This window comes from Glycocaulis sp., from assembly GCF_050485565.1.
In the GTDB taxonomy this organism is placed as follows: Bacteria; Pseudomonadota; Alphaproteobacteria; order Caulobacterales; family Maricaulaceae; genus Glycocaulis.
On sequence record NZ_JBJHBQ010000006.1, the window covers coordinates 1 to 12,207 of the forward strand.

Consider the following 12,207-nt stretch of genomic DNA (forward strand, 5'->3'; position numbering starts at 1 on the left):
CCGGTAATCAGCTCTGCGAGTTTGCGCCAGACGCTCATGCGCGCTTATCTGCACCGCAAAACCGGCAAACGGAAGAGGCAAATGGGCGCAGACAGCACCGCAATGTGGGAGATCTGGATAGATCGTGGCGGCACGTTCACTGATATTCTGGGCCTCTCGCCCGATGGTGAGCTGCGTGCGCTGAAACTCCTGTCTGAAAGCGCAGCCTATGGTGATGCCGCCAGTGAAGGTGTGCGCCGCATGACCGGCATGGCGGACGGCACCCCCCTGTCAGCAAGCGCGGTGCGCGGCGTGAAGATGGGCACCACCGTGGCCACCAATGCCCTGCTGGAAGAGGACGGCGCGAAGACGCTTTTCATCGTCAATAAGGGCTTTGAGGACTGCCTGCTGATCCAGGACCAGACCCGGCCGGACATTTTCGCCCTGCGCATTGACCGCCCCCGGCCCCTGCCCGCCCGCATCGAAGGGATTGCCGGGCGGCTGGATGTGGAGGGCCGTGAGATCGCCCCGCTGGACACTGCAGAGCTGCAGGATGTCCTCGTTTCAGCCCGCGCGCAGGGCATCCAGTCAGTCGCGATTGCACTCATTAATTCACATGTGAATAATATGCATGAAGCGCGCGTGGCAGAACTCGCCCGAGAGGCCGGGTTTGACCATGTCAGCCTGTCCAGCGAAGTCAGCCCGCTGGTGCGCCTGATCCCGCGCGCCTCGACCACCGTGATCGACGCCTATCTGGAGCCGGTCTTGCAGGATTATGCCGCCCGCGTGGGCGCGGGCCTTGGCGATATACCGCTCTATTTCATGCAATCATCAGGCGGGCTTGCCCGTTCGGGCCATTTCCGCGCGCGTGACGCCGTGCTGTCCGGCCCGGCAGGCGGCGTGGTCGGCATGGCCGAGACGGCGAAAGCCGAGGGCATTAAGCGCGTTATCGGCTTTGACATGGGCGGCACCTCCACTGATGTGTCGCGCTATGACGGGCAGGCATTTGAACGCCGCGAGCAGGTCTCCATCAGCGGGCGTCTCCTGCGTGCGCCCATGCTCGCCATCCACACCGTGGCCGCCGGCGGTGGGTCCATCCTGCATTTTGACGGCGAGCGCGCCCGCGTCGGCCCGCATAGCGCCGGCGCACGCCCCGGCCCCGCCGCCTATGGGCTTGGCGGACCGGCAACTATTACGGATGCGAACCTTGTCCTTGGCCGGGTGCACCCGGACTGGTTTCCCCACGTTTTCGGGCCGGACGGGACCGGCCCGCTGGACATGGAAGCCGCGCGCGCAGCGATCCGCCCGCTGGCAGAGGCGATGGGCGCGAACAGCATCGAGGCGGCGGCCGAAGGCTTCCTCACCATCGCCGCCGAAGCCATGGCCGGCGCCATCCGCCAGATCACCACGGCGCAGGGCATTGATCCGCGCGATTACGCCCTGAACGCCTTTGGCGGCGCGGGCGGACAGCATGCCTGCCAGGTCGCCGCCGCGCTGGGCGTGTCGCGCATCATCATCCACCCCAAAGCCGGGCTGCTCTCCGCGCTGGGCATTGGCATGGCGGCCCTGATGGACACCCGCCAGGCCGCGCTGGAAATGCCTCTGGACACTGATGGCCTGGAGGCAGCGCGGACACGCCTGTCCGCGCTGGAAGAAGACGCACGCGCGGCCCTCGACGCGCAAGGGGCGCGAGAGGTCCGCGACGCCCATCAGCTGCACATACGCGTCGCCGGATCGGACACCGCCCTGCCCGTCGCCATGGGCGATATGGCAGATATCCGCGACGCCCACGCCGCCGCCCACCTGCGGCTGTTCGGTTTTACCGCGCCAGCCTCTGCGCTCATCATTGAATCGGTCTCGGTGAAGGCCGAATCCCCCTCCGCCGCGGCGTTGCCATCCACGCCGCATTCAGGAGAAGCCAACGTCCCGCCGGACGGCGAGACGCGCCTGTTCTCCGGCGGGCGCTGGCATGAAGCACCCATTTATTCGCTTGCAAAGCTTGGCCGGGAGCAAGTCATCACCGGCCCCGCCCTTATCATGGAACCGGGACAGACCATTACGCTGGATGCGGGGTGGACGGCGCGGCCGGGACGCACCGGCGCGCTGATTATCGAGCGGGCGGGAGGGGCTGCGAAAGCTGCCGGTTCCACCGCGCTCGATCCGGTCACGCTGGAGCTGTTCAACCGCCGCTTCATGGGCATTGCCGAGGAGATGGGCGTGGTGCTGGAGCGCACGGCCCACTCGGTCAACATGAAGGAGAGGCTGGACTTCTCCTGCGCCGTTTTTGACGCGCAAGGCGGGCTGGTCGCCAACGCGCCGCACATGCCCGTCCATCTGGGCTCCATGTCGGCCAGCGTCCGCGCGGCGCTGGACGCCCACCCGGATCTCGCCGCAGGCGAAGCCGTGGCACTGAACGCGCCCTATAATGGCGGCACACACCTGCCCGATATCACCATCGTCCAGCCCGTATGTGACGAAGCAGGCGAGCGCCTCTTCTTCGTTGCCTCGCGTGGACACCATGCCGATGTCGGCGGGATCGCCCCCGGCTCCATGCCGCCCTTCTCGAAAACAATTGAAGAAGAAGGCGTGGTCTTCGATAGCGTCAAAATTCTTTCGGATACGAAGTTTGAGGATGACGCAGTGCGCGAAGTGCTGGCATCAGACCCGTATCCGGCCCGCGCGCCGGAGCGCAATATCGCCGATCTCAAAGCCCAGCTGGCCGCCTGCGCACGCGGCGCGCAGGAGCTGCAACGCCTGATCGCCGAGCAGGGTCTGGAAATCGTGCGCGCCTATATGGGCCATGTGCAGGACAATGCCGAGCGCGCCGTGCGCCGCGTTATCGGCGCTCTGGAAAGCGGTTCTGCCGTGATGGAGATGGAGGGCGGAGAGCGCATTTGCGTTGCCATCACCACAAGGCCACAAGACGGCACGGCGACCATTGATTTTACCGGTACATCGGCCCAGCTTCCCAGCAATTTCAATGCGCCCAGCGCCGTGGCCAGGGCCGCCGTGCTTTACGTGCTACGCTGTCTGGTCGAGGATCAGATACCCCTGAACGAGGGCTGTCTGAAGCCGGTGGAGATCATCATCCCCGAAGGCTCGCTGATCGCGCCCCGGCCGCCTGGGGCCGTGGTGGCCGGCAATGTGGAAACCAGCCAGCTCATTGTCGACGCCCTCTTCGCGGCCACCGGCCGCATGGCCGCCGCGCAAGGCACGATGAACAATTTCACCTTCGGAAACGAAACATATCAGTATTACGAGACGATCTGTGGCGGCTCCGGCGCAGGGCTTCTGGCTGACGGGACCGGCTTTGACGGCGCGGACGCCGTCCACACCCATATGACCAATTCACGCCTCACCGATCCTGAAATCATGGAGCTGCGCTATCCGGTGCGAGTGGCGCATCACCGCGTGCGCGAGGGCTCTGGCGGGGCAGGTAAACAGCGCGGCGGGCATGGCTCGGTACGCCGGATCGAGTTCCTCGAACCCATGGAGGCAAGCCTCCTATCCGGGCGCCGGCGCGTGGCTCCGCCCGGCCTCAAGGGAGGCGGAGACGGCGCGCCCGGCAAGGCGCGCATCATCCGCGCTGACGGCACGGTGGAAGAGCAGCCCGCCCTGTTCTCGGTCCAGCTATCGCCCGGCGATTCAATCGAGATCGAAACGCCGGGCGGCGGCGGGTTTGGGAAGGTCTAAGCCCTACCTTTCGAACTTCTGGAACTTCACACGCGTAGGCACCAGAGCATCGGTGCCGAGGCGGCGCTTCTTGTCTTCGAGATAGTCCGAGAAAGAACCCTCGAACCACTCCACATGGCTGTCGCCCTCAAAGGCGAGAATGTGGGTGGCGATCCGGTCCAGGAAGAAGCGGTCGTGCGAGATGACCACGGCGCAGCCGGGGAAATCTTCCAGCGCCGCTTCGAGCGCGGAGAGGGTTTCCACATCGAGATCGTTGGTCGGTTCGTCGAGTAGGAGCAGGTTTCCACCTTCTTTGAGCATCTTGGCCAGATGCACCCGGTTGCGCTCACCGCCAGACAGCAGACCGACCTTCTTCTGCTGGTCGCCGCCCTTGAAGTTGAACGCGCCGACATAGGCGCGGCTGGGTACTTCATGCCCGCCAAGCGAGATCATGTCATGGCCGTTCGAGATTTCCTCCCAGACGGTTTTCTTCGCATCCAAAGCATCACGTGACTGGTTCACATAACCAAGCTTCACGGTCTCGCCGATTTTCACCGAGCCGCTATCGGGTTGCTCCTCGCCGACGATCATCTTGAACAGCGTGGTCTTACCCGCACCGTTGGGGCCGATCACACCGACCACGCCGCCCGGCGGCAGCTTGAAGGCCAGATCCTTGATCAGCAACTTGTCGCCAAACCCTTTGGATACATTGTCGAATTCCACCACATTGCCGCCAAGGCGCGGCCCCGGCGGGATGCGGATGGTGGCGGTGGAGATTTTCTCCCGGTCGGCCGCATCGCGCATCTCTTCGTATGATTTGATACGCGCCTTGGATTTTGCCTGACGGGCTTTCGGGCTGGAGCGGATCCATTCCAGTTCGCGGGCGAGCGCGCGCTGCTTGGCGCCTTCCTCGCGTGATTCCTGTTCCAGCCGCTTGGTCTTCTGCTCCAGCCAGTCCGAATACCCGCCCTTGTACGGAATGCCCTGACCGCGATCGAGCTCCAGCGTCCAGCTGGTGATGGAATCCAGGAAATAGCGGTCGTGGGTGACGATCAGCACCGCGCCGTCATAGTTTTCAAGATGATGCTGGAGCCAGGCAACGCTTTCCGCGTCCAGATGGTTGGTCGGTTCGTCTAGCAGCAGCATGTGCGGCTTGGAGAGAAGCAGCTGGCAGATGGCCACGCGGCGGCGCTCACCGCCTGAAAGGTTCGTTACCGAAGCATCGCCCGGCGGGCAGCGCAGGGCCTCCATCGCCATCTCGATCTTGGAATCGATATCCCACGCATCGCGCGCATCAACCTGCTCCTGCAGGGCGGTCATCTTCTCCATCAGCTCGTCGGAATAATCCTCGGCCAGCTGCATGGCGATAGCGTTGTAGGCGTCGTAGATTGTCTTGTCTTCGGAGCCTTGAATCACGTTTTCCCAGACGGTCTTGGCCTCATCGAGTTTCGGCTCCTGCGGCAGATAGCCGACGCGCACGCCCTTCTCGGCCCAGGCTTCGCCGGTGAAGTCATTGTCCATACCGGCCATGATCTTCAACAGCGTCGACTTACCCGCGCCATTGACGCCGACGACACCGATCTTGGCGTCGGGCAGGAAGTGCAGCGAGATGCCGGAGAAGACCTGCTTGCCGCCCGGATAGGTCTTGGCCAGCTTGTCCATGTGATAAACGTATTGATAGGACGACATGCGCCGGACTCCTCGGACCTGACAGGGGAAAGCGTGGCTTGCGCTATAGCGCAGCCGGGCGGGTCAAGGCAATGGAACGGGTGAGCGAGAGGAGATATAAAAACCCCGCCCGGACATTGATCCGGGCGGGGCTCTGCTGTCTGAACGGATGGAGCGGTCAGCCGTCAGATTTACCCGGCATGAGGCGCTCGAAAGTGACCATGGCAATCACCATAACCGACGCAGCCGCCAATACCGCGGCATAGCTGCCCAGGATCGCAGTCAGATACTCGCCGACAACCGGTATCGCTTCCAGCGCACTGGCACCGACCAGTAGGAAAATCGCGGCAATCAGCACGCCGCGCCTGTGGTCTGCAGAGACAAAAAACCCGCTTGCAAGGCCCAGAACCGCAAGTATGGCACCGCCATACTCGAAGGTCACAAAAGCCAGAACGATCGCCGCCAGAATGCTGACAGCCCAGACAATTTTCGCAATAGACATAAGTCTCCTCCCGTCTGTTCTTTTTTATATGTCGCGCCCCTTAAAAGCACGATGGTTAACGCTAAGCTGAGTTCTCGCGATTCCACAAGACATAATGGAGTTGCCCCATCTGGTTTCCCGATGACAGGGGTCTGGGCGGGAGGATGACAAAGGGCGAAGGCGCTGGGCAGCCCCCCAACGATGAAACCCCGGACGCGAAGCGATCCGGGGCTTCAATCTGCTTTATCCTGCATCGGTCCCGGATCGCACTGCGTGCGTCCGGGATTTCCAAACACACCAGACTCTAACGCCCGTCGGCTACATGCACATCCGGTCCCAGCGGCACGATGCCGGTCGGGTTGATGGTGTCATGGCTCTCGTAATAATGGCGCTTGGCGTGCTCGAGACTGAATATATCCGCAATGCCGGGCAGGCCATGCAGGCGGCGCGCATAGGCCGCGATATGCGGATAGTCGATCAGGCGTTTGAGATTGCATTTGAAATGGCCGTGATAGACCGGATCAAAGCGCACCAGCGTGGTGTATAGCCGCCAGTCAGCCTCGGTCAGCGTGTCCCGGCACAGATACTCGCGGCCATCGGACAGAAGGCTTTCCAGCCAGTCCAGGCTCTCAAACAGGGTGGTGACCGCCTCCTCATACGCGCCTGTTGATGTGGCAAAGCCGGACTTGTAGACGCCATTATTGACCGTGTCGTAGATGCGCGCATTGAGGGCATCGATCTCGCCGCGCAGATGCTCGGGATAGTAATCTCCCGGCGCGGCGCCCACACCGTCAAAGGCGGAATTGAACATGCGGATAATGTCCGCGCTCTCATTGGAGACGATGGTGTTGGTCTGCTTGTCCCACAGCACCGGCACGGTCACGCGGCCCGAGTAATCCTTCTTCGCGGCGGTGTAGACCTGGTGCAGGTAGCGCGCACCATGCAGCGGATCGGGGATCACGCCCGGCCCGTCCTCAAACGTCCAGCCATGCTCCTTCATGCGCCAGTGCACGACCGACAGCGAAATCTTGCCGGTCAGCCCTTTGAGATGGCGGAAGATCAGCGTGCGGTGCGCCCACGGGCAGGCCAGCGACACATAGAGATGGTAGCGCCCGGCTTCCGCCTTGAAACCGCCTTCCCCCGTTGGCCCGGCAGAGCCATCTGCCGTCACCCAGTTGCGAAACACGCTGTCCTGGCGCTTGAACTTTCCGCCAGAGCTTTTGGTATCATACCATTCGTCTTTCCAGACGCCGTCCACGAGCCGGCCCATATCCGGTCTCCTTTTTCTTCTGCTGCTGACTGGCTAACGCGCGGCGCTCAGAACCGTCCCATCTGGTAGTCCAGCATGGCCTGACGCACCTCACCTTCCGTGTTCATAACGAACGGCCCGCCCCACGCGATCGGCTCGCCAATCGGGTAGGCAGCCGCCAGGATGGCGCGCGCGCCTTCCGGGCCGGCCTCGATACGTACCGTATCACCGGGGCCGAACACACCCAGATGGGCTTCTGGCAGAGCAATGCCCGATACGCTGACCGAGCCGGTATGAATGGCGAGGATGGTGGTCTTGTCCGCCAGTATCACCTCCTCAAACACCGCGCCCGGCTCCATGACCAGCTCGGCGTAGAAAGGCTCGGTCGTGACATTCTTCACCGGGCCTTCAATGCCGGTGGAGGTGCGCCCGGCAACGATGCGGGCGGTCACGCCCTCGCGCTTGTCCTCAGGCACCTCGGCGGCGCTATACTCCTGATAGGCGGCAGGCTTCATCTTCTCGGCAGCCGGCAGATTGATCCACAGCTGGAAGCCGCTCATCAGCCCGTCTTCCTGCTCGGGCATTTCCGAATGGATGATGCCGCCAGCGGCCGTCATCCACTGCACGCCGCCCGGCTCGATCACGCCTTCATGGCCCTTATTGTCCTTGTGGCGCATCCGGCCTGCGACCATGTAGGTCACGGTTTCAAAGCCCCGGTGAGGGTGCTCGGGAAAGCCCGCCAGATAATCGTCCGGATTATCGGAGTGGAATTTGTCGAGCATCAGGAACGGGTCGAGCACGCGCAGTTCGGGCGTACCCAGAAGCCGCGTCATCTTCACCCCTGCCCCGTCGGATGCGGCCATGCCGCGCGTCAGTTTCACAAACGGGCGGTAAATTCCGGCCATGACGATATCTCCTGCGCTGGAATGCATTGCCTGCACACATGGACCTCCGCGCGCTCCAGGTCGAGGCTTTCACGTTGCAGATATATCTTTCCGGGCGGGAAGAAATTGACTTTACCCCTGCGAGAAGGCCCGATGGACGCCAGATGAATTGCGCGCTAAAGGCACGCCCGCAATCAGGATCAGGACGCCAGAGGCTTTTGAGGATTTGATGGATCAGCCATTCGTACTGGGTTGGGAAGAATGGGCGTCCTTCCCGGAGCTGGGCATTCCGGCGATCAAGGCCAAGGTGGATACCGGCGCGCGCACCTCTGCGCTGCATGCCGTGTCTGTGGAGCCGTTTGGCCCTGACGACGCGCCCCAGGTCCGTTTCGTCATTCACCCCATTCCCAGCCAGCCCGATGTGGAGATCACCTGCGCCGCCCCGGCCGTGGACCGGCGCGAGGTGACCTCCTCCAATGGCGAGTCCGAGCTGCGCTGGGTGATCGAGGCGATGGTGCAGGTCGGGGACCGGCAATGGCCGATCGAGCTGACCCTGACCAACCGGGAGAGCATGAATTACCGCATGCTGCTGGGCCGCACGGCCATACGCGACGGCATCGTGGTGAACCCGGCCGATTCTTATGTGCAGGGCAAGATCGGTTACAAGGTCTATTCCGATTATCCGCGCCAGAAGCCGGTCAAGCGCCCGCTTCGCATCGCCATCCTGACGCGTGAGCCGACGAACTATTCCTCCAAACGCCTGAAAAAAGCGGCGGAGGAGCGCGGCCATGTCGCCGAGATGATCAATACGGCGCGCTGCTCCATGGGCATCAACACGCTCTCGCCCGCGATCTATTACGATGGCCGCCGCCTGCCGCGCTTTGACGCGGTAATCCCGCGCATCGGCGCCTCGATGACCAATTACGGCATGGCGGTGATCCGCCAGTTCGCCATGACAGGTGCCTATATCCTCAATCCGGCTGCTGCCATCGGGGCCAGCCGCGACAAGCTCTACGCCCACCAGCTGCTGGCGCGCGCAGGCATCGGCATGCCCTCCACCGCCTTTGCCCACTCGCCCAAAGACACCAAGACGCTGATAGAGCTGGTCGGCGGCGCGCCGCTGGTGGTCAAATTGCTGGAGAGCACGCAAGGGCGCGGCGTGGTGCTGGCCGACACGAAAAAGGCCGCCGAGAGCGTGATCGACGCCTTCCGGGGGCTGGAAGCCAATTTCATCGTGCAGGAATTCGTCAAGGAGGCCGGCGGAGCCGACATTCGCTGCTTTGTCGTCGGCGGCAAGGTGGTCGCCGCCATGAAACGCCAGGCCCAGGCTGACGAGTTCCGGTCCAACCTGCATCGCGGCGGCACGGCCGAAGGGGTGAAGATCACGCCTGAAGAGCGCTCAGCCGCCGTGCGGGCAGCCAAGGCGATGGGCCTCTCGGTCGCGGGCGTCGATCTCTTGCGCTCCAATAGCGGGCCGAAAATCCTTGAGGTGAACTCCTCACCGGGTCTTGAAGGCATTGAACGCACCAGCCAGAAAGACGTGGCCGGCATCATCATCGAATACATGGAAGGCCAGGTGCAGACCGTCTCCCTGCCGCGCGCCTCAAGGCGCAAGGGCGTGCTCAAAGCGTCCGACGCGCCGGAAAACACCGAGCTGAAAGCAATCGAGGCCAGCGGCAAGGCCAGCGAAGAAGCCGGGGACTAGGCGGTCGGGAGCGGGCGAAGGGCCCAAACCGCTATCAGTTCTCAGGGCCATGGCGTGCTGCCGCCAGCGACGCGCTGTCCTCATTAAGCAGGATGCGTGCTGCTGCGTGGATGCGTTCAAGGTCCGCATTCATCAATCCACGCGCATTGTCTATGCCTAACCGCTCTTCCAGTTCGGCAATAACCCGTGCATTCGCGTATGAATGAGGCAGGGCGGGATTATCCGAGCGGTCCTCGTAAAACCGGGTAAGGGTCTTTTCCATTGTGCTGTTGGCCAGTGTCAGCTCGGTCAGTTTCGCACGGTATTCAAGATGCCATGACTCCAGCTCGTTCCATTGCGCATAGTCGGCAAAATGCTGTGCCTCATGGGCGAGAAAATTGACCTCAAATTCCTCACCTTCGAGAGAATCGTAGCTCGGCACCACAGCGAACAGGCCGTCCTCCCTTGCCCAGCCGCCCACATTTCTGGCTGAACAGCTGGCATAGCTGATCCAGCCACGGCTGGCGAAATCATCCATAAAAACAACCCGAACCTCCTGCGTGCTCTCGGGCAGTTCGACTGTCCGGATTTCCTCCTCCTGAGAGCGCCACACCATAAGGTCGTGCACGGTGCCTGTTATGCCCATGATCGCGTAGTGGCCCTCGGCCTCGATCTCGCTGATGGCGCGGGCGTGCAGCTCCGCCGGCCAGGCAAGGTCAGAGATATCCTCAATACCGCGAGCGGCCATCTCGCCGCGGACCGCGTCTTCCAGCGCTGCTTCAAGGAGCTCCGCCTCTTGCGAGCCGGTAAACAGTGCATTCCAGTACGCCCGGTATCGTGCCAGCAGCCAGTCGGTGAAGCCTGCATCTGCCTCGGCGGCATAACCCGGATTTTCAGGATCAAAACGATCGATCATGCAGGCTCTGAACGCCTGGCACTCATCTGGAAGCCCGTCCGATGGCAATTCCAGTAGCAGGTCTCGCGCAAGCGCGGCATCGCCCTGCAAGGCATGACCAATTGCCGGCGCGGCTTCGTGCGAACGGCACCTTGTATCAGTGCGCTCTGTTTCGTCCTCAGCGCCAGACTCCGAGGCAAGGCAAATGGCCGCAATCGCGGTGACAACAAGCTGATACATGACGCGCCTCCGGTTTGAACCCGTATAGAGGTCTAGGGAGGCGATATGCGCGCGTATTGTAATTTTCTGAACCTGCGCCATTCCATCGGGCTCAAGCCCGTCTCGGCCTTGAAACAGCGGTTGAAGTAAGGCTGATCGGTATATCCGGCAGTTGCCGCCACGTCGGCGAGCGGCACTTCTGTGCGTTCCAGCATCTGCCTTGCGTGATGAAACCGCGCACGCTTGCGATACACAGCAGCCGTAACGCCAAATGCCCTGCGAAATTGCCGCGCGGCGTAGGACGGCGAAATACCGTAATGGCGCGCCCAGCGCGTCAGGGAGAAGCACGGGTTTTCCCGGATATGTTGCGCTAGCACGCCCGGCAGGTCGTCAATCTCGCGAAGAACGGGGCGGGCAAGGCAGAAAAGCTGCTCAGACGCCGCGCGCAGATCGGCCTGGGAAAGCCTGGCAATCAGATCGGGATCGGCAATTTCATAGTGCGCATGGCCCGGCACCGGCGATGGCAAGGGCAGGTTCAGGAGCCGCACGGGCCGCGCGGCCGTCTCATTCCTGTGAGCGTCGAATTCAGAGTGTACCAGCACAGCGCCGGGGACCACATGGCAACGCCCGCCATCGCCTGACTCCAGATAGCTCCCCTCCAGAACAACCGTTACATACCCATCGCGATGTACATGATAGGGCAGTTGAAACTGAGCCGGGAGCGTCTGGATGCCGAAGCGTTCCACGCATCAAAGTCCGCATACTTGTTGGCAATAGCGCCAGTATCACCGTTCGCGGCGGTGAAGGCAATTCATCAGCGGCTCGCAGGAGCAGGCAAAAGGGCCCGCCACCAGGGAGCGTGGCGGGCCCTTTGACATGCCGAATCTATGGAGGGGATCAGTTCGGCAGGATGACGGCGTCGATCACATGGATCACGCCGTTGGAGGCTTCGATATCAGCGGTGATGACATTGGCGCCATCAACCGTGACCGAGCCGTCTTCACCGACGACGACGTTGACGGCCGTGCCTTGCAGGGTCTCCAGATCATACGTGCCCGGATCAACGCTGTCGGAAGTATAGCTGCCCGCCACCACGTGATAGGTCAGCACGGCCTGCAGCTGTGCCTGGTTTTCCGGCATCAGCAGGGTGTCGACCGTGCCTTCGGGCAGAGCTGCAAAGGCGGCGTCGGTCGGCGCGAACACGGTGAACGGGCCTTCGCCTTTCAGCGCATCAACAAGGTCGGCGGCCTGAACGGCGGCGACCAGCGTGTTGAAATCATCAGCGGCCACAGCCGTGTCGACAATGTCAGCCGGGCCACGGTGATGGTCGGCGAGCACAGGCGCGGCAAGAAGCGCGGCGGCAGCAGCAGTCGAGGAAATGATTGCAGTAAGGCGCATGGATGTTGTCTCCGTTTCGGTTGTCGAAACGAGGCAGCGTGTCCGGGGGAAAATCCGTCAGCCTCGCGATACCAAAGG

9 protein-coding genes are annotated in these 12,207 nt (G+C 62.5%); 2 read left to right on the top strand and 7 right to left on the bottom strand.

The window, feature by feature from the left end; translation table 11 throughout:
• Nucleotides 1-81: 81 nt before the first annotated feature.
• Nucleotides 82-3,672 (top strand): hydantoinase B/oxoprolinase family protein, encoded by a 3,591-nt coding sequence (locus ACQ5ID_RS07830; RefSeq protein WP_429911893.1) that lies wholly within the window; start codon nucleotides 82-84, stop codon nucleotides 3,670-3,672.
• A 3-nt stretch (nucleotides 3,673-3,675) separates the two neighbouring features.
• Here the strand turns inward: ACQ5ID_RS07830 and ettA are convergent, their stop codons facing one another.
• From ettA to ACQ5ID_RS07850, 4 genes are all read right to left on the bottom strand, one after another.
• Nucleotides 3,676-5,340 (bottom strand): energy-dependent translational throttle protein EttA, encoded by a 1,665-nt coding sequence (ettA, locus tag ACQ5ID_RS07835; protein WP_429911894.1) that lies wholly within the window; start codon nucleotides 5,338-5,340, stop codon nucleotides 3,676-3,678.
• 157 nt (nucleotides 5,341-5,497) lie between these two features.
• Nucleotides 5,498-5,821, bottom strand: a complete 324-nt coding sequence (locus ACQ5ID_RS07840) for a hypothetical protein (RefSeq protein ID WP_429911895.1) — start codon at nucleotides 5,819-5,821, stop codon at nucleotides 5,498-5,500.
• A 283-nt stretch (nucleotides 5,822-6,104) separates the two neighbouring features.
• On the bottom strand, nucleotides 6,105-7,070 hold the full coding sequence (locus tag ACQ5ID_RS07845) for a glutathione S-transferase family protein (protein WP_429911896.1): 966 nt from the start codon (nucleotides 7,068-7,070) through the stop codon (nucleotides 6,105-6,107).
• 47 nt (nucleotides 7,071-7,117) lie between these two features.
• A complete protein-coding gene (locus tag ACQ5ID_RS07850; RefSeq protein WP_429911897.1) occupies nucleotides 7,118-7,954 on the bottom strand; it encodes a pirin family protein in 837 nt (278 codons plus the stop codon).
• Between the two features lie 208 nt (nucleotides 7,955-8,162).
• Between ACQ5ID_RS07850 and rimK the strand changes: the two genes are divergently transcribed.
• A complete protein-coding gene (rimK, locus tag ACQ5ID_RS07855) occupies nucleotides 8,163-9,638 on the top strand; it encodes a 30S ribosomal protein S6--L-glutamate ligase (RefSeq protein ID WP_429911898.1) in 1,476 nt (491 codons plus the stop codon).
• 34 nt (nucleotides 9,639-9,672) lie between these two features.
• Here rimK and ACQ5ID_RS07860 read toward each other — a convergent pair whose 3' ends face one another.
• The 3 genes from ACQ5ID_RS07860 to ACQ5ID_RS07870 form a co-directional block, all read right to left on the bottom strand.
• Nucleotides 9,673-10,752 carry a hypothetical protein gene (locus tag ACQ5ID_RS07860; protein ID WP_429911899.1) on the bottom strand — a complete coding sequence of 360 codons (1,080 nt, stop codon included), beginning with the start codon at nucleotides 10,750-10,752 and terminating at the stop codon, nucleotides 9,673-9,675.
• 32 nt (nucleotides 10,753-10,784) lie between these two features.
• Entirely contained in the window at nucleotides 10,785-11,477 is a 693-nt protein-coding gene (locus tag ACQ5ID_RS07865; protein WP_429911900.1) for a helix-turn-helix domain-containing protein, read from the bottom strand.
• Nucleotides 11,478-11,628: 151 nt separating this feature from the next.
• Nucleotides 11,629-12,129 (bottom strand): fasciclin domain-containing protein, encoded by a 501-nt coding sequence (locus ACQ5ID_RS07870; protein ID WP_429911901.1) that lies wholly within the window; start codon nucleotides 12,127-12,129, stop codon nucleotides 11,629-11,631.
• Nucleotides 12,130-12,207 lie beyond the last annotated feature (78 nt).

Excerpts from the sequence above, each read along its gene's own strand:
- ACQ5ID_RS07830 (WP_429911893.1), top strand. The coding sequence starts at position 82 with ATGGGCGCAGACAGCACCGCAATGTGGGAGATCTGGATAGATCGTGGC.
- ettA (WP_429911894.1), bottom strand. The coding sequence starts at position 5,340 with ATGTCGTCCTATCAATACGTTTATCACATGGACAAGCTGGCCAAGACC.
- ACQ5ID_RS07840 (WP_429911895.1), bottom strand. The coding sequence starts at position 5,821 with ATGTCTATTGCGAAAATTGTCTGGGCTGTCAGCATTCTGGCGGCGATC.
- ACQ5ID_RS07845 (WP_429911896.1), bottom strand. The coding sequence starts at position 7,070 with ATGGGCCGGCTCGTGGACGGCGTCTGGAAAGACGAATGGTATGATACC.
- ACQ5ID_RS07850 (WP_429911897.1), bottom strand. The coding sequence starts at position 7,954 with ATGGCCGGAATTTACCGCCCGTTTGTGAAACTGACGCGCGGCATGGCC.
- rimK (WP_429911898.1), top strand. The coding sequence starts at position 8,163 with ATGGATCAGCCATTCGTACTGGGTTGGGAAGAATGGGCGTCCTTCCCG.
- ACQ5ID_RS07860 (WP_429911899.1), bottom strand. The coding sequence starts at position 10,752 with ATGTATCAGCTTGTTGTCACCGCGATTGCGGCCATTTGCCTTGCCTCG.
- ACQ5ID_RS07870 (WP_429911901.1), bottom strand. The coding sequence starts at position 12,129 with ATGCGCCTTACTGCAATCATTTCCTCGACTGCTGCTGCCGCCGCGCTT.